Genomic DNA, 15,528 nt, shown 5'->3' on the forward strand with positions numbered 1-15,528 from the left:
GCTCGGCCACTACATTCGCAGCACCGCCGCACCCGCGATGCGGCCCGCGCTCAGATCCGCCAGCGCCTCGTCGGCACGGTCCAATCCGTATTCGGGTGTACTGACCGCCATCGGGTGCTCGCCGGCGAACGCCAGGAAATCCCGCGCATCGGCGCGGGTGTTGGCGGTGACCGACCGAATCTCGCGTTCCTGGAACAGGTGCCGTTGGTAGTTCAGGCTCGGGATGTCACTGAGATGGATCCCGGCGATGGACAGGATGCCCCCGCGATCGAGTGCCGCCAACGCGGGCAGCACCAGCTCGCCGACCGGGGCGAAGAGGATTGCCGCATCCAACGGTTCGGGCGGCGGGTCGGCGGCTCCCTGCACCGACGACGCACCCAACCGCAACGCCAGTTCCCGCGCCCGCTCGCCCCGGGTCATCACGTGCACCCGGGCGCCCTGGGCCAACGCCACCTGTGCGGTCAGGTGTGCACTGCCCCCGAAGCCGTAGAGCCCGAGACGTCCTCCGGGCGGCAACTCGGCACGCAGCAGCGCGCGATAGCCGATGATGCCGGCGCACAGCAGCGGCGCCAGCTCGGTGTCGGAGTAGCCGCTCGGCAGCCGCAACGCGAACGCCGCCGGCACCGTGGTGTATTCGGCGTACCCGCCGTCGGCATCCCAGCCGGTGTACCGCGAGGACGGGCAGAGGTTCTCCCGGCCGCGCCGGCAGTAGCCGCACCGCCCGCAGGTGTGCCGCAGCCAGGCCACCCCGACGCGGTCCCCCGGTGTGAAGCCGTCACCGGTGGCCCCGCCGGCATCAGGGCCGGTATCTGAGCCGAGCGCGACCACCTCCCCGACCACCTCGTGGCCGGGGATGACGTGGGGCCGGTGCACGGCCAGATCGCCTTCGGCCACATGCAGGTCGGTCCGGCACACGCCGCAGGCCAGCACCTTGACGAGGAGTTCGCCGGGCGCCGGCCGCGGCACGGGCACGGTGACCCGGTGGAGCGGATGCGAACTCACCGGGCCGGGGTCGACGACCTGCCAGGCCGTCATTGCCCCGGTACCCGCCATGCCCGGTCAGCTGCCTCGGCGCACCAACCCGACGATCCACAGCAAGATCACCGATCCGAGGATCGCGGTGAACAGCGTGAACCACCAGCCGCCGCCGGCCGTGTCGAGGAAGAAGCTGAGCAGGAATCCGCCGATGAGCGCGCCGATGATGCCGATGACGATGTTCATCAGGATGCCCGAACCACCGCCTTTGACGATCTTGCCCGCGATCCACCCGGCAAGTGCCCCGATGATGATGTAGCCGATCCAGCCGACACTCGTCAGCGTGGACGATCGGGCCAGGATCTCGGTAGCCGCCATTACGTCCATTGCAGGTCTCCTGCCTGTCACTGGCTAAGCCCAGCGGGCCCGCTGAGCCACACCCCAGGTGTACCCGTCAAACGTAACGAATAGGCCGATCAATTGGGAACGATCAGCGTTCGGCCGACACGTCGGCGCGGCCGCCCCAGGCTCACCAAAACCGGTTGGAGCAAATCAAAAATCACATTGTCGGTGCACCGGCGGATGACAACCGTCGGCACTAATGGCAACTGGCTGTGAGCACCCGGACGGCGCCGACCAGGGTGGTGGCTAACCACATTCGCCCCGACGGTCCCACCTGCCACATTCGTCACAGCCTGCCATCGGCAAATGTTTCGGGTGGAGGTGGAGCTCCAACGCGGGTTGCGAAGGCGGCTCGACGATGAACGTCAACAACCTCGACGGCAACGTGCCCTACGTCGGACCCTGAACACCGTCACGATGTCAGGCCGGCGGCAGCATCTCCGGCGGCGCGTTGGTCACCGGGACCGGCACTCCCACGGCGGGATGAGCCGGGTCGGCCGGCGGTGGCGGCGCATTGGGGTCGGGCGCGGCCGCCGCAGGCGGTGTCCACGGCCGGATCGAGTTGGCCAGCGCCACCGCGGCCCCCTTGTCCACCGGATTGCCGGCCGAGCCGAGCCACACCACGAACCACCGTTCCGGCGCCCGCTGCCCGCGCGGGGTTCCCGGCGCCGACGGCGCACCGACCACACCGGCCCAGATCTGGCCGTTCGGCTTGTTGGTGTCGGTGAACTTCACCTCGTAATACGAGGCGACACCGGTGAGACCGTTGGCGTCGAGTGGCACGGTCTCCTGGTTCACCCGGGTGCCGGGGAACGGCATGAAGAACTCACCCATGTCCGAGGCCAGCCGCACGGCCGCCTTGGCATTGTCGGCCTCGGCACCGGCGAACAGCTTGAGGTCCAACCGCCCGAGCAGCACGCTGGTGTCATTCGGCGGTTCGGGTGTGCCCTCCGGCGGAATCTTCGTCAGCAGCGCCTGACCGTACGACAACTGGGTGGCGTCCGAGACGGTCCAGCCGGGGGGTACGACATAGCTGAAACCACCGGCCGCGTTGTCGACCCGTCCGGGCTCGGGCGCTGGCGGGGGCTGCGGCGCATTCGGGTCGGCCGGAGCCGGAGCCGGAGCGTTCGGATCGGCGGGTGCGGGCGCCGGAGCAGGGGCGGGCGCAGGTGCGCCGGGTGCCGGAGCGGGCGCCGGAGCACCAGGTGCCGGAGCGGGCGCCGGAGCACCGGGTGCCGGGGCGGGCGCCGGAGCACCGGGTGCCGGGGCGGGCGCAGGAGCGCCGGGCACCGCCGGAGCCGGGGCCGGCGCGGGGGGCGCCGGTTCGGGATCCGCATACGCCACCGCGGGCAGCGCGAAGGCCGCCGCAGTCGCGCCGGTCACCGCAGCCATTGCCAGCTTCTTCGACAGACCTGTGCGCCGGTGAGACATCGCGTCGGACTCGTCCATGGGGAAGAAACTACCGTGTTACCGCCGTGACGCAAGTGTGAGTTGCTCTTAGAGTGTTCAAAACCGAGATTGCCGAAAATCGCCTACCGCCAGGTGAATACGTCCATCAGACATTGCTGGCGCGTGCGAGGGCACGGCGCCACGCCGGGCCTGGCAACCCTTGGCTCGCACCCGGTCTTTCGGCCCGGAGCAGCCCGGTGTTACCGCGCGGGATGGATGGCCACCTCGGCCGCCTTCACCGAGAAATACACGGCATCCCCGGGAGCCAGCCGTAGCTCGGCCGCTGCTTCCGAGGTGATGTCGGCGGCCAACCCGGACGCCCCGTCGGGTTGCTCTTCGGCCCGCACCCGGATGCCGGGCCCACGGCTGTCGAGTTCGGCGATCGTCACCGCCACGGTGTTGCGGGGACTTCCGTGTGGGGCCTCGCGGTACACCGAGACCGCCGACGGTGAGAACACCGCCACCGCCGCCTCGCCGGGCCGCAGCTCGGCCGCCGGCGTGCCGTGCCAATCCAGCTGCCATGCCGAGGTCAGGGCACCGCCGCTGCCGGCGCTACCGGCGATCAGGTTCACCCCGGCGAACCGGGCCGCAAAATGACTCCTGGGTGTTGTCAATATCTCTGCGGCGGAACCGCTTTCGGCAATCCCCCCGTCCTGGATCACGATCACCCGATCGGCCAGGGTCAACACGTCGAGCAGGTCGTGCGTAATGAGGACCGCGCACCTGCCGCCTCTGGCCAGCACTCGTCTCAGCACTTTGCGCATCGACGCCGCCACCGCCACGTCCAGCCCGGCCATCGGTTCGTCGAGCAGCAGCACCTCCGGATCGGCCGCCAGGGCGCGGGCCAGCGCCACCCGTTGCGCCTGACCACCCGACAGCCGCCGCGGCCGCCGGTCGGCCAGCTCGGTGGCGTCCACCTCGGCCAACCAATTGCGCGCCGACTCGTGCGCGTCCCGCCGGCCCGATCGCCGCCCGCTGCGCGCTCCGAACGCGACGTTGGCCAGCACGCTCAGATGCGGGAACAACAGCGAATCCTGCAGCAACAATCCGACCCGCCGCGCATGCGTGGGCACCTGCACCCCGGTGGCGACGTCGGTCAGCACCCGATCCCCGGCCTGAATCCGGCCGGCATCCAGGGTGACGAGGCCCGCAATCGTATGCAGAGTGGTCGATTTCCCGGCCCCGTTGGGTCCGAGCACGGCCAGCACCTCCCCCGCGGCCACCTCGAATTCCAGGTCCAGCCCCCGTTTCTCGACGACCGCGCGGACCTGGAGCCGGGTCACGTCCACCCTCCCGCGCGCAACCGGCGACTCCCCAGGCCGACGACCACGACCGCCGCCACCACGACCAGCAGCACCGACAGCGCCACCGCAGCGTCCGCGTCGCTCTCCCGCTGCAGGTAAATCTCCAGCGGCAACGTGCGGGTGACCCCCTGACGGGATCCGGCGAACGTGAGCGTGGCGCCGAACTCGCCGAGGGACCGGGCGAAGGCCAGCACCGCCCCGGAGAGCAGGCCCGGGCCCAGCAACGGCAGCGTCACCCGCCACCACACCGCCCCCGGCGACGCGCCCAGGGTCGCTGCGACCAGCTCGAAATCCGCACCGGCGGTGCGGGCCGCCCCTTCCAGCGAGATCACCAGGAACGGCAACGACACGAAGGTCTGCGCCAGCACCACCGCCGCCGTGCTGAACGCGATCTGCACCCCGGCAGCTTCCAGGTATCGGCCGACCAGCCCCAGCCGGCCGAACGCGTACAGCAGGGCGATGCCGCCCACCACCGGCGGCAACACCAGCGGCAGCAGGATCAGGGGCCGGATCGTCCGGGTGAGACGCCCTTGGCTGCGCGCCAGCACCAGCGCCAGCGGGACCCCGAACAGCACGCACAACAGGGTGCTGGCCAGCGACGTCTTCACGCTCAGCGCCAACGCCGCCGTCGACGACGGACTCCCGATCAACGAGCCGAACTGCGGCCAGTCCACCTTTGCCACCATCGCCACCAGCGGCAACAACACGAACAGGGCGCCGGCCGCCGCGGGGAGATAGATCCAGCGCGGGAGCCGGGGCGGATTGGTCACGGTGCGGCCTCTGCGACCACGTCGACGCAGGTGGCGGCGCTGGCGCTGGTCATTTCAGGCAGCCTAGGGCAGGCCGCACTGGGCGCGCCGAGTTTCGCGTCCTAGCTACTGTCCAGTAACATCGACGGTTGTCGCCCGCGTCCGGCGTGGCGATCCCCAGGTACATGGAGGTACATCATGGCGGAGGTGCTGGTCACCGGCGGCGACACCGAACTGGGTCGCACGATCGCGGCAGGTTTCCTCGAGGCCGGCCACAACGTCGTCATCGCCGGCGCCCGTCGCGAGGATCTGGAGTTGGCCGCCAAGCAACTCGATGTCGCCTCGGTCGTGTTCGACAACACCGATCCGGCCAGCGTGGAGAACGCCCGCACCCTGTTCCCCCATCACCTCGACACCCTGGTCAACGTGCCAGCTCCGCTGTTCGAGGCCAAGGACCCCCGCACTTTCACGCTGACCGATCTGGCCACCGCCTGGCGCAATGCCCTCGACGCCACCGTGGTGTCGGCCGTGCTGACCGTGCAGATCGTCGGCGATCACCTGCGCTCGGGCGGCTCGATCATCAACGTCGTGCCCGCCGGCCCGCGCGAGGGCAGCATCGAGGCCGCGGTCAAGGCCGCCCTCGGCGACTGGACCGCCGGCCAGGCCACCTACTTCGGCACCCGGGGCATCACCGTCAACACCGTCGCCCCCGGCCTGTCCGCCCAGCCCGGCTATGACGGCCTGGGCGCCACCCCGGCCTCGGTCGCCGACGAATTCGCCCGCCTCGCAGTGTTTTTGAGCACTCCGGCGGCCCGCCACATCACCGGGCAGACCGTGCACGTCAGCCGCGGCGCCATGGCCACCCTGGGATAGCGCGCTAGGGTCGGAGAGGTGACAATCCGACTCGGACTGCAGATCCCCAATTTCTCCTACGGCACCGGCGTCGCCGAACTCTTCCCGACGGTCATCGCCCAGGCACAGGAAGCCGAGGCCGCCGGCTTCGATTCCGTCTTCGTGATGGACCACTTCTACCAGCTTCCCGGCCTGGGTACGCCCGACCAGCCGATGCTGGAGGCCTACACCGCGCTCGGCGCCCTGGCCACCGCAACCCAGCGGGTCCAACTGGGCACGTTGGTCACCGGCAACACCTACCGCAACCCGACGCTGCTGGCCAAGGCGATCACCACGCTCGACGTGGTGAGCGCGGGCCGGGCCATTCTCGGTATCGGCACCGGCTGGTTCGAACTCGAACACGACAGCCTCGGCTACGAGTTCGGCACGTTCACCGAACGTTTCAAGAAGCTCGGCGAGGCACTGCAGATCAATCCTGCCGATGCTCGAGGGCAAGCGCGCAACCTTCAGCGGCACGTACTACCGGACCGAGGAAGCGTTCGCCGAACCTCGCTTCCGCGAACACATCCCGCTGATGATCGGGGGCAGCGGCGAGAAGAAGACCATCCCGCTGGCCGCGCGGCACTTCGACCACCTCAACATCATCGCCAACTTCGACGAGCTGCCGCGCAAGCTCGAGGTGATCCGGCAGCAGTGTGAGCAAATCGACCGCGATCCCGCCACGCTGGAGACCAGCATGCTGGTCATCGCCCTGATCGGGGAGCAGTTCACCGAAGACGCCATCCCGCCGGACTTCCGCCAACGCGCCGTGTTCGGTGGCCCCGAACAGATCGCCGAGCAGCTCAAGACCAAACTTTTCGACACCGGAGTCGACGGGGTCATCCTCAGCCCGGTGACCATGGGCGGCTACGTCCCCGGCGGTATCACCGCGGTCGCCGAGGTCGTAAAACCGTTGATATCCGGGTAAACATTCGGTTCGGTTGGCGGTCTCGTCACACCGGCGGGAATCACGCCGACTAACCTGTCCGTTGTATCGAGTGGCAAAACGTCCGCGAGGAGCCAGCAATGAGCCATCCCGGAGCTACGGCGTCGGATCGGCATAGGGTAGTCATCATCGGTTCGGGGTTCGGTGGCCTGACCGCCGCCAAGACCCTCAAACGTGCCGACGTCGACGTCAAGCTGATCGCGCGCACCACGCATCACCTGTTCCAGCCCCTGCTCTACCAGGTGGCCACCGGCATCATCTCCGAAGGCGAGATCGCCCCGGCCACCCGGGTGATCCTGCGCAAGCAGAAGAACGCCCAGGTGCTCTTGGGCGACGTCACCCACATCGACCTGGAGCGGCGGACGGTGGATTCGGTGCTGCTCGGGCACACCTATTCCACTCCCTACGACAGCCTCATCATCGCGGCCGGCGCCGGTCAGTCCTACTTCGGCAACGACCATTTCGCCGAGTTCGCGCCCGGCATGAAGTCGATCGACGATGCGCTGGAACTGCGGGGGCGCATTCTCGGCGCGTTCGAGCAGGCCGAGCGCTCCAGCGATCCCGAGCGCCGGGCCAAGCTACTGACCTTCACGGTGGTCGGCGCCGGGCCCACGGGTGTGGAGATGGCCGGGCAGATCGCCGAACTGTCCGACCAGACGCTGCACGGCAGCTTCCGGCACATCGATCCCACCGAAGCGCGGGTGATCCTGCTCGACGCCGCACCGGCGGTGCTGCCGCCCATGGGCGAGAAGCTGGGCCGCAAGGCCCGGGCCCGCCTGGAGAAGATGGGTGTGGAGGTCCAACTCGGGGCCATGGTGACCGACGTGGACCGCAACGGCCTGACGGTGAAGGATTCCGACGGCACGCTGCGACGGATCGAGTCGGCCTGCAAGGTGTGGTCGGCAGGCGTGTCGGCAAGCCCGCTGGGCCGGGACCTCACCGAGCAATCGGGGGTCGAACTGGACCGGGCCGGCCGGGTCAAGGTACTGCCCGACCTGACACTGCCGGGACATCCGAACGTGTTCGTGGTCGGCGACATGGCCGCGGTGGACGGGGTGCCCGGTGTCGCCCAGGGCGCGATCCAGGGCGGTAGGTATGCGGCCAAGCTGATCAAACGCGAGGTCAGTGGCACCAGCCCGAAGATCCGGGCCCCGTTCGAATACTTCGACAAGGGTTCGATGGCCACGGTGTCGCGATTCTCGGCGGTGGCCAAGGTCGGCAAGCTGGAGTTCGCCGGGTTCTTCGCCTGGTTGTGCTGGCTGGTCCTGCACCTGGTGTACCTGGTCGGCTTCAAGACGAAGATCGTCACGCTGCTGTCCTGGACGGTGACGTTCCTGAGCACCAAGCGTGGGCAGCTGACCATCACCGAGCAGCAGGCCTACGCGCGCACCAGGATCGAGGAGCTCGAGGAGATCGCTGCCACGGTGCAGGAGACCGAGAAGGCCGCGTCCTAGCCGTTCGGGGGCAGCCGGTCTCCCTGCCAGGTGGCCAGGCTGCCACCGGCGGCGAGGGCCAGCACCGTTCCCGGCGTCTCGAATGTGGGGGCGGGATAACGCAGTTCACTGATACAGGCGCGCGGCGCGGCCAACACGTCGTCGGCCACCGCGCCGTGGCCGAGCTCGATGCGATGCCGCAGCAGCGGTGTCGATCCGACGTCCGCATGTAGCGCCGAGGTCCAAAAGCCCTCGCGTTCACCGGATCTGCCGATCTGTGTGCGCTCCCGGATGCGCAGCTGTGCGGATTCGGCGAGGTTCAGGTGCGTCGTGGTGTGGTGGGTGGCGCCACCGGCCACCACCGTCGGTTCCGGATCGAGGTCCAGCTCACCGGCGACCTCGACCGTCCAGCGCGCCGACGATTGCAGCAGCTGGGCGCCGGGCAGCGCCATCGTGGCCGCGGCGGTGCGAATCCGCAGCCGGGCACCGGCTTCCACCACCAACTGCACGGTGAGGGTGTCGCCCCCGAGCGGCGTGGCCGCCGTGGACACCAGATGCACGGTGTCGGGTCCGGTGCAGCGACCCGCCAGTCCGCCGCGGGCCTCGATTCGGGGTAGCCGGCCCGGCGTGGCCACCACGATGACGTGGGTGTGCATCACGCCGACGGCGCCTGCGCCACTTTCAGCTGTTCCCGCACCCAGTCGAGCACCGGGCCCGCCGAGGGATCCTCGGTCAGCGAGACCAGCACCGTGGGACGGTGTGCGCGCACCTTGGCCGCGTCACGGCGCATCACGTCCAGATCGGCGCCCACCAGCGGAGCCAGGTCGGTCTTGTTGACCACCAACAGGTCCGAGAAGGTGACGCCGGGGCCGCCCTTGCGCGGCACCTTGTCTCCCCCGGCCACGTCGACGACGAAGATCTGCACGTCCACCAGGCCCGAGGAGAACGTCGCAGTGAGATTGTCGCCGCCCGATTCGACGAGGATCAGGTCCAAACCTGGGTTGGCCGCGACGAGATCGTCGATCGCATCGAGGTTGGCGGTGATGTCGTCGCGGATCGCGGTGTGCGGACACCCGCCGGTCTGTACGGCGGCGATCCGCTCGTCGGGCAGCACAGCGTGCCGACGCAGGAAATCGGCGTCCTCGGTGGTGTAGATGTCGTTGGTCAGCACCGCCAGCGAGAGTTCGTCGCGCAGCCGCCGGCACAACGCCGCCACCAGCGCGGTCTTACCGGAGCCGACCGGCCCGCCGACCCCGATGCGCAACGGCTCGCCGGGTTGCCGCACCCGTTTGGGACGGTCGTGATGGGAGTGCGGTTCTCCATCCAGGAAATGTGGTGGCATGCTGGGCCTTTCGATTTTGCAGAGATCACGAGACGAACAGCGGACGGTCCCGCTCGACGTGGCGCTGCGCCAGGACGTCGAGCAGCGGGTCGGACAGGTCGGCCGGCCCGGTGACCGCCTCGGCGGCCACCGCGTCGCACAGCGCGGACAACTCGAAGGTCACGGTGGCGATGTCGGCGGGGTCCAGGGCCAACAGCCGCTGTGCGGCCGTCGCCGACCCGGTCATGGTGGTGTAGACCACCGACAGCGCGGTCTGTTCGGGTTCCAGCCCCGCGGCCGCCCCGACGGCGCCGGCCGCCACCGGCAGGTGCGGGCGCGCACCGAGTGCGTCCCACGGTTGGGCCGGCCAGACCCGGCGGGCCAGCCGCACGAGTCCCCTGCCCTGGGCCCGGGAGGCGGCCCGGGCGGCCGGAGCCGGTGTCCGGGCATCTGTTTCGGCATCGGCCGTCGCGGGGTCCAGCGCCGCGGTGTGCACGGCCACCGCCAGCGAGGCCGTCACCAGACCACTGGTGCGCAGGCGCCGCACCAGGTAGGCGCGCACGGTCGGCAGATCGGTGAGCAGCCCGCTGGTCACCGCCTCCTCGACACCACCGGAATGCACGTGCCCGCCGGTCGGCAGACGCGAATCGGCCAGGGCCAGAAGTGTTGCCAGGCTGCTCATCTAGAACAGGAAGTATCGCTGTGCCATGGGCAGTTCGACGGCGGGCTGCTCCTGCCACACTTGTCCGTCGATCTTCACGGTGAAGGTGTCGGGCTCCACCTCGATGTGCGGCAACGCGTCGTTCAGCGGCATCTGCGCCTTGCCCACTCGTCGAACATCCTTGACTGCCACCAACTTCCGTCGGATATTCAGGCGGTCGGCGAGCCCGTCCGCGACCGCCTGCGGTGCCACGAAGTGCACCGAGGTCGCTGCCGCAGCGGCGGGAGCCGCACCGAACATCGGACGGGGCAGCACCGGCTGGGGCGTCGGGATGGACGCGTTGGCATCGCCCATGGCTGCCCAGGCGATCATGCCGCCCTTGAGCACCGCGTGTGGCCGCACCCCGAAGAACGCGGGTTCCCACAGCACCAGGTCGGCGAGCTTGCCGACCTCGACCGAACCGACCTCGTCGTCCAGACCGTGCGCAATGGCCGGGCAGATGGTGTATTTCGCGACATACCGCCGGACGCGGTGATTGTCGGCCGCACCGTCACCCGCGAGTGCGCCGCGCCGGCGCTTCATCACGTGCGCGGTCTGCCAGGTGCGCAGCACCACCTCGCCGATGCGGCCCATGGCCTGAGAGTCGCTGCCGATCATCGAGATGGCGCCGATGTCGTGCAGCAGGTCCTCGGCGGCGATCGTCGACGGCCGGATCCGGCTCTCGGCGAAGGCGAGGTCCTCGGGCACCGCGGGGTTGAGATGGTGGCACACCATCAGCATGTCGAGGTGCTCGTCGAGGGTGTTGACCGTGTGCGGACGGGTCGGATTGGTCGAACTCGGCAGCACATTGGGGTGTGCGGCGACGGTGATGATGTCAGGTGCGTGCCCGCCGCCGGCCCCCTCGGTGTGGTACGCGTGGATGCCGCGGCCCTTGATCGCGGCCAGGGTGTCCTCGATGAAGCCGGCCTCGTTGAGCGTGTCGGTGTGGATGTTGACCTGCACCCCGGCCGCGTCGGCCACGGTCAGGCAGGCGTCGATGGCCGCCGGTGTGGTCCCCCAGTCCTCGTGCAGCTTGAAACCCGCTGCCCCACCGCGCAACTGCTCCCACATCGCCTCGGAGCTGACGGTGTTCCCCTTGCCCAGCAGCGCGATGTTGAGCGGCCAGGAGTCCAGCGATTCCAGCATCCTCGCCAGGTGCCAGGCGCCCGGGGTGACGGTGGTGGCCTTGCTGCCCTCGGCCGGGCCGGTGCCGCCGGCCACGATGGTGGTGATGCCGCTGCCCAGCGCCTCTGCCATCAGTTGCGGACAGATGAGGTGTACGTGGCAATCGATCGCACCCGCGGTCAGGATGCGACCGTTGCCGGCGATGATCTCGGTGGACGGGCCGACCACCAGCCCGGGGTGCACCCCGGTCATGATGTCGGGGTTGCCGGCCTTGCCGATCGCGGCGATGCGGCCGTCGCGGATGCCGATGTCGGCCTTGATGATTCCCCAGTGATCGATGATCACGGCTCCGGTGATAACGGTGTCGGGTGCGCCGTCGGCGCGGGTGGCCCGCGACTGCCCCATCGACTCGCGCAGCACCTTGCCGCCGCCGAACACCGCCTCGTCGCCGGCCAGTCCGGGACCGCCACTGCGGTCCTCGGTGACCTCGATGAACAGGTCGGTGTCGGCCAGCCGGATCCGGTCTCCGGCGGTGGGTCCGAACAGGGCCGCGTAACGCGCCCGGGTCAACTCGGTCATGGGGCGTCCAATCGGCCGGGCGGGTCGAGACTGATGCCGTGCACCTCACGGACGCCACCGAGCGGCACCAGGGAAACACGCTGGGCCACACCGGGTTCGAAACGCACCGCGGTACCGGCCGGGATGTCGAGCCGGTGGCCGCGGGCGGCGGTCCGGTCGAAGTCCAACGCGGCGTTGGCTTGGGCCAGGTGCACGTGGCTGCCAACCTGCACCGGCCGGTCACCGGTGTTGACGACGTCGAGAACCAACCGTGGCGCACCGGGATTGAGATCGATGACACCGTCACCGAAGACGATTTCGCCGGGGATCATCGCTCAGGCGATCGGGTGGTGGACGGTGACCAGCTTGGTGCCGTCTGGGAACGTCGCTTCGACCTGGACGTCGTCCAACATCTCGGGTACTCCCTCCATGACCTGCTCGCGGGTCAGCACGTCACGGCCGCTGATCATCAGCTCGGCCACGGTGCGGCCGTCCCGGGCGCCCTCCAGCAGGTGGTCGGTGATCACCGCGACGGCCTCGGGATGGTTGAGTCGCAGGCCGCGCGCCTGCCTGCGGCGCGCCAGTTCGGCGGCGTACGAGATGAGCAGACGATCCTGCTCATGCGGGGTCAAACGCATAGTCGGCGATATTGCCACGACGAGCGGTTTTCGGCAGCGCTCGCCGGCCGGGCGGAGGGGCCGAGGGCCGGAGGGGTCACTGCGCGGGCATGTTCTGCAGCCGCACCTGACCGCGGGCCACGAGCTTGTCGTTCTCGTCGGTGATGGTGATGAGCCACAGTTGTTGCCGTCGGCCGCGGTGGATGGGCGTCGACGTCGCGGTGATCGTCGCTGAGCCGATCGCACGCAGGAAGTCGGTGTTGTTGTTGACCCCGACCACGGTGCCGCCGCCGTTTTCCGACAGCCAGATGTGACCGGACACGCTGGCCAGGCTTTCGACGATCGAGCAGTACACGCCGCCGTGCACGATGCCCCACGGCTGCAGCAGCTTGTCGTGGATCGTCAGCTGCGCGCGGCCCCCGTCGGGGGTGAGCTCGAGGTAGGTCAGGCCCAATTCGGAGTCGAAGCCTTTACCCAGGTCTTCGCGGTAATCAGTGGTCACAGTCCTCGTGTCTACACGCCGTGCCGTCACAAAGATGCGGGCGGGTCCCGCGTGTGAAACGCGGGACCCGCCCTCGAGTGGACCGGGGGTCTCTGCAGCCCTCAGGACTCCGGCTCGGTCCGTTAGCCTCGTATCTACATACTAGGCAAGGCTACCCTAATTAAGCAAGACCTTCCCGGCCCGGCCCGAGCCGCGCACCGGCAGACCGAACCCGACCAGGGCGTCGAGCACCGCCTGACCGCGCCGCATGCTCACCACCTCACTGCACCCGGCCAGCAGCGGAACCTGGGTGGCCGCACCGACCACCGCGGCCCCCACCATGTGCCACATCGCGGCGACCGTGATGGCGCCGTCGCTGATGTCCACCAGCCGGGCGAACAGCGGTTCCAGCGCCCGGTGACTGCGATGTGCGACCCAGGTGGTCAGCGCCGCCTCGCTGGGCAGCGGGACGATTCCGTCATAGGACGCGCTGGCGAACCGCATCACCCGGCCACCGAAGTAGGGATCGTCGGGCAGCCCACGCAACGTCGGATCGACGACGCCGACCCAGTCGATCGCCCCTTCGGAGTCCACATGGACCCACAGGTTCTCCAGGCCGGTGTCCCAGGCCCGCCCCTCCAGCACCAGCAGCGGCACCACCCGGCCGATCACCACATGGGTGAGCGTGGCGGCCAGCTGCTGGGCGACCGCAGCGCGATTGCCGGTCTCGGCCATCGCGGTGTCGAACATCGCCTGCAGCCGGTTGGCCGACAACGCCTCGGCCAGCGGCCACCAGCGCCGCCGCGACAGATCGCCCACCACGGCCACGCCGTAGACCCGCGGACATTCCGGATACAGCTCACGCAGGCGTCGACTCGACTCGTGGAGCGGCAACGTCCGCTCGATAGCCATACCCGCGATCAGCGGATCTTCGATCAAGACCGTCATGCCACCTCCGAAGGCTCCAGTTTCACTTAGGTTAGCCTTACTATAGTCATGTGCAGCACGAGGGCCACCCCCTGTGATTGGATTCACAAGGACCCCTGCAAAGGGCGCTGACCTTGACCTAAACCGACGGCGGCGACGCTGCCGCAGCTGCCGCCAAACGCATACGACGCGCGGTAGTAAACGCGTAGTACGCTGGCTCTACTGCTCAGGAGAGTGAACGGAACATGGCCAAATTGACGCGTCTAGGGGACCTTGAGCGCGAGGTGATGGACCACCTGTGGTCCGCACCCGAACCCCAAACAGTGCGCCAAGTCCACGAGGCGCTGGCCGCCCGCCGCGACTTGGCCTACACGACGATCATGACGGTGCTGCAACGGCTGGCGAAGAAGAACCTCGTCGTACAGCACCGCGATGACCGCGCGCACCGCTACGCGCCCACCCATGGCCGCGACGAGCTGGTCGCCGGCCTGATGGTCGACGCACTCGACCAGGCCGCGGACTCCGGCAGCCGGCAGGCCGCGCTGGTGCATTTCGTCGAGCGAGTCGGTGCCGACGAAGCCCGAGCGCTGCGTCGGGCGCTGGCCGAATTGGAGAGCAAGCACCAGCCGCACCCACCGGCTGGAAATTAGGGCACCGCCTGAGAGAGACTTACGGCGTGTCCGCGCTGGCCTTCACCCTTGTCGCGCTGGCGCTGGTGGGACCAGTGCCGGCGGTGCTGGCACGTGCGGCGTGGCCGTTACGTGCACCACGTGCCGCGATCGTGCTGTGGCAGTCCGTCGCGCTGGCCGCGGTGCTCTCGGCGTTCTCCGCCGGCATCGCCATCGCCAGCCGGCTCTTCGTGCCCGGGCCCGACGGCCGGCCGACCGCCACCATCACCAGTGAGATCAAAGCCCTCGGTTGGCCGCTGTGGCTGCTCTACGTCGTGGTGTTCAGCCTCACCCTGTTCATCGGGGGCCGCCTCTGCGTGGCCGTGATCCAGGTGGCGGTGGGCACCCGCCGCCGCCGTGCCCATCACCGGATGATGGTCGACCTGCTCAGCAAGTCCCGCGACGCGGTGCCGGCCCACCTGTGTACGGCGCACCGCCCGCTGGCCGGCGACGGCTTGCGCATCCTCGACGTCGCCCAGCCCCTGGCCTACTGCCTGCCCGGGGTCCGCAGCCGGGTGGTGGTCAGCGAGGGCACCCTGACCACCTTGTCCGACAACGAGATCGCCGCGATCCTCACCCACGAACGCGCCCACCTGCGGGCCCGCCACGACCTCGTCCTGGAGATGTTCACCGCGGTCCATGCCGCGTTCCCACGGTTCGTCCGGAGCGCCAACGCACTGGACGCGGTGCGCCTGCTGATCGAGCTGCTGGCCGACGACGCCGCGGTGCGCACCGCAGGTCCCACTCCCCTGGCCCGGGCACTGGTGGCCTGCGCGAGCGGCCGCACCCCGTCGGGCGCGCTGGCCGCCGGCGGGCCGACCACCGTGATCCGGGTCCGGCGCCTTGGTGGCAAGCCCAACAGTGTGGCCATGGCCGCCACCGCCTACCTGGCCGCGGCTGCGGTGCTGGTGGTGCCGACCGTCGCGGTCGCGGTCCCCTGGCTCACCGAGCTTCACCGCCTGTTCTCCGGTCTCGGATAACG

At 69.3% G+C, this 15,528-nt stretch carries 17 protein-coding genes and 1 pseudogene; 5 read left to right on the forward strand and 13 right to left on the reverse strand.

Going from position 1 to position 15,528, the window contains the following annotated elements; all coding sequences use genetic code 11:
* Positions 1 to 9 precede the first annotated feature (9 nt).
* From FR943_RS15470 to FR943_RS15490, 5 genes are all read right to left on the reverse strand, one after another.
* Positions 10 to 1,053 (reverse strand): zinc-binding alcohol dehydrogenase family protein, encoded by a 1,044-nt coding sequence (locus tag FR943_RS15470; RefSeq protein ID WP_372448156.1) that lies wholly within the window; start codon positions 1,051 to 1,053, stop codon positions 10 to 12.
* Positions 1,054 to 1,059: 6 nt separating this feature from the next.
* Positions 1,060 to 1,362, reverse strand: a complete 303-nt coding sequence (locus tag FR943_RS15475; protein ID WP_217158724.1) for a GlsB/YeaQ/YmgE family stress response membrane protein — start codon at positions 1,360 to 1,362, stop codon at positions 1,060 to 1,062.
* Positions 1,363 to 1,797: 435 nt separating this feature from the next.
* On the reverse strand, positions 1,798 to 2,826 hold the full coding sequence (locus tag FR943_RS15480; RefSeq protein ID WP_217158726.1) for an alanine and proline-rich secreted protein Apa: 1,029 nt from the start codon (positions 2,824 to 2,826) through the stop codon (positions 1,798 to 1,800).
* 200 nt (positions 2,827 to 3,026) lie between these two features.
* Positions 3,027 to 4,109: a sulfate/molybdate ABC transporter ATP-binding protein gene (locus FR943_RS15485; RefSeq protein ID WP_217158728.1), complete on the reverse strand. Its 1,083-nt coding sequence runs from the start codon at positions 4,107 to 4,109 to the stop codon at positions 3,027 to 3,029.
* Complete coding sequence (locus FR943_RS15490; RefSeq protein ID WP_217158730.1) at positions 4,106 to 4,900, reverse strand: ABC transporter permease; 795 nt, start codon at positions 4,898 to 4,900, stop codon at positions 4,106 to 4,108. The genes FR943_RS15485 and FR943_RS15490 overlap by 4 nt, the downstream gene beginning before the upstream one ends.
* 177 nt (positions 4,901 to 5,077) lie before the next feature.
* Here FR943_RS15490 and FR943_RS15495 point away from each other — a divergent pair, with 177 nt between their 5' ends.
* The 3 genes and pseudogenes from FR943_RS15495 to FR943_RS15505 all read left to right on the forward strand — a co-directional run bounded on the left by FR943_RS15495 (position 5,078) and on the right by FR943_RS15505 (position 8,170).
* Positions 5,078 to 5,752 (forward strand): SDR family oxidoreductase, encoded by a 675-nt coding sequence (locus FR943_RS15495; RefSeq protein WP_217158732.1) that lies wholly within the window; start codon positions 5,078 to 5,080, stop codon positions 5,750 to 5,752.
* Between the two features lie 18 nt (positions 5,753 to 5,770).
* Positions 5,771 to 6,698, forward strand: a pseudogene (locus FR943_RS15500) (LLM class F420-dependent oxidoreductase).
* Positions 6,699 to 6,796: 98 nt separating this feature from the next.
* Positions 6,797 to 8,170 carry a type II NADH:quinone oxidoreductase Ndh gene (locus FR943_RS15505; protein ID WP_217158735.1) on the forward strand — a complete coding sequence of 458 codons (1,374 nt, stop codon included), beginning with the start codon at positions 6,797 to 6,799 and terminating at the stop codon, positions 8,168 to 8,170.
* On the opposite strand, the gene FR943_RS15510 is transcribed toward FR943_RS15505, so the two are convergent.
* From FR943_RS15510 to FR943_RS15545, 8 genes are all read right to left on the reverse strand, one after another.
* Positions 8,167 to 8,805, reverse strand: coding sequence for an urease accessory protein UreD (locus tag FR943_RS15510; protein ID WP_217158736.1), 639 nt, complete (start codon positions 8,803 to 8,805; stop codon positions 8,167 to 8,169). The genes FR943_RS15505 and FR943_RS15510 overlap by 4 nt on opposite strands.
* Positions 8,805 to 9,491, reverse strand: a complete 687-nt coding sequence (gene ureG, locus FR943_RS15515; RefSeq protein WP_217158739.1) for an urease accessory protein UreG — start codon at positions 9,489 to 9,491, stop codon at positions 8,805 to 8,807. Before ureG ends, FR943_RS15510 begins: the two co-directional genes overlap by 1 nt.
* 25 nt (positions 9,492 to 9,516) lie before the next feature.
* Positions 9,517 to 10,152 carry an urease accessory protein UreF gene (locus tag FR943_RS15520; RefSeq protein WP_217158741.1) on the reverse strand — a complete coding sequence of 212 codons (636 nt, stop codon included), beginning with the start codon at positions 10,150 to 10,152 and terminating at the stop codon, positions 9,517 to 9,519.
* The gene (locus tag FR943_RS15525; RefSeq protein ID WP_217158743.1) at positions 10,153 to 11,874 is read right to left on the reverse strand and encodes an urease subunit alpha; all 1,722 of its coding nucleotides are present in this window, start codon (positions 11,872 to 11,874) and stop codon (positions 10,153 to 10,155) included.
* A complete protein-coding gene (locus FR943_RS15530; protein ID WP_217158745.1) occupies positions 11,871 to 12,185 on the reverse strand; it encodes an urease subunit beta in 315 nt (104 codons plus the stop codon). Before FR943_RS15530 ends, FR943_RS15525 begins: the two co-directional genes overlap by 4 nt.
* 3 nt (positions 12,186 to 12,188) lie before the next feature.
* Positions 12,189 to 12,491, reverse strand: coding sequence for an urease subunit gamma (locus FR943_RS15535; RefSeq protein ID WP_217158747.1), 303 nt, complete (start codon positions 12,489 to 12,491; stop codon positions 12,189 to 12,191).
* 76 nt (positions 12,492 to 12,567) lie between these two features.
* The gene (locus tag FR943_RS15540; RefSeq protein ID WP_217158749.1) at positions 12,568 to 12,972 is read right to left on the reverse strand and encodes a PaaI family thioesterase; all 405 of its coding nucleotides are present in this window, start codon (positions 12,970 to 12,972) and stop codon (positions 12,568 to 12,570) included.
* 156 nt (positions 12,973 to 13,128) lie between these two features.
* The gene (locus FR943_RS15545) at positions 13,129 to 13,899 is read right to left on the reverse strand and encodes an iron reductase (protein ID WP_217158751.1); all 771 of its coding nucleotides are present in this window, start codon (positions 13,897 to 13,899) and stop codon (positions 13,129 to 13,131) included.
* Between the two features lie 224 nt (positions 13,900 to 14,123).
* On the opposite strand from FR943_RS15545, the gene FR943_RS15550 reads away from it, so the two are divergent.
* Both FR943_RS15550 and FR943_RS15555 read left to right on the forward strand, forming a co-directional pair.
* A complete protein-coding gene (locus tag FR943_RS15550; RefSeq protein ID WP_217158753.1) occupies positions 14,124 to 14,528 on the forward strand; it encodes a BlaI/MecI/CopY family transcriptional regulator in 405 nt (134 codons plus the stop codon).
* Positions 14,529 to 14,554: 26 nt separating this feature from the next.
* Entirely contained in the window at positions 14,555 to 15,526 is a 972-nt protein-coding gene (locus FR943_RS15555) for a M56 family metallopeptidase (RefSeq protein WP_217158755.1), read from the forward strand.
* The last annotated feature ends 2 nt before the right edge of the window (positions 15,527 to 15,528 follow it).

It is taken from the genome of [Mycobacterium] fortunisiensis (genome assembly GCF_019050325.1).
In the GTDB taxonomy this organism is placed as follows: Bacteria; Actinomycetota; Actinomycetes; order Mycobacteriales; family Mycobacteriaceae; genus Mycobacterium; species Mycobacterium fortunisiensis.

Excerpts from the sequence above, each read along its gene's own strand:
- FR943_RS15510 (WP_217158736.1), bottom strand. The coding sequence starts at position 8,805 with ATGCACACCCACGTCATCGTGGTGGCCACGCCGGGCCGGCTACCCCGA.
- ureG (WP_217158739.1), bottom strand. The coding sequence starts at position 9,491 with ATGCCACCACATTTCCTGGATGGAGAACCGCACTCCCATCACGACCGT.
- FR943_RS15535 (WP_217158747.1), bottom strand. The coding sequence starts at position 12,491 with ATGCGTTTGACCCCGCATGAGCAGGATCGTCTGCTCATCTCGTACGCC.
- FR943_RS15505 (WP_217158735.1), top strand. The coding sequence starts at position 6,797 with ATGAGCCATCCCGGAGCTACGGCGTCGGATCGGCATAGGGTAGTCATC.
- FR943_RS15480 (WP_217158726.1), bottom strand. The coding sequence starts at position 2,826 with ATGGACGAGTCCGACGCGATGTCTCACCGGCGCACAGGTCTGTCGAAG.
- FR943_RS15525 (WP_217158743.1), bottom strand. The coding sequence starts at position 11,874 with ATGACCGAGTTGACCCGGGCGCGTTACGCGGCCCTGTTCGGACCCACC.
- FR943_RS15550 (WP_217158753.1), top strand. The coding sequence starts at position 14,124 with ATGGCCAAATTGACGCGTCTAGGGGACCTTGAGCGCGAGGTGATGGAC.
- FR943_RS15495 (WP_217158732.1), top strand. The coding sequence starts at position 5,078 with ATGGCGGAGGTGCTGGTCACCGGCGGCGACACCGAACTGGGTCGCACG.
- FR943_RS15475 (WP_217158724.1), bottom strand. The coding sequence starts at position 1,362 with ATGGACGTAATGGCGGCTACCGAGATCCTGGCCCGATCGTCCACGCTG.
- FR943_RS15470 (WP_372448156.1), bottom strand. The coding sequence starts at position 1,053 with ATGGCGGGTACCGGGGCAATGACGGCCTGGCAGGTCGTCGACCCCGGC.
- FR943_RS15520 (WP_217158741.1), bottom strand. The coding sequence starts at position 10,152 with ATGAGCAGCCTGGCAACACTTCTGGCCCTGGCCGATTCGCGTCTGCCG.
- FR943_RS15530 (WP_217158745.1), bottom strand. The coding sequence starts at position 12,185 with ATGATCCCCGGCGAAATCGTCTTCGGTGACGGTGTCATCGATCTCAAT.
- FR943_RS15545 (WP_217158751.1), bottom strand. The coding sequence starts at position 13,899 with ATGACGGTCTTGATCGAAGATCCGCTGATCGCGGGTATGGCTATCGAG.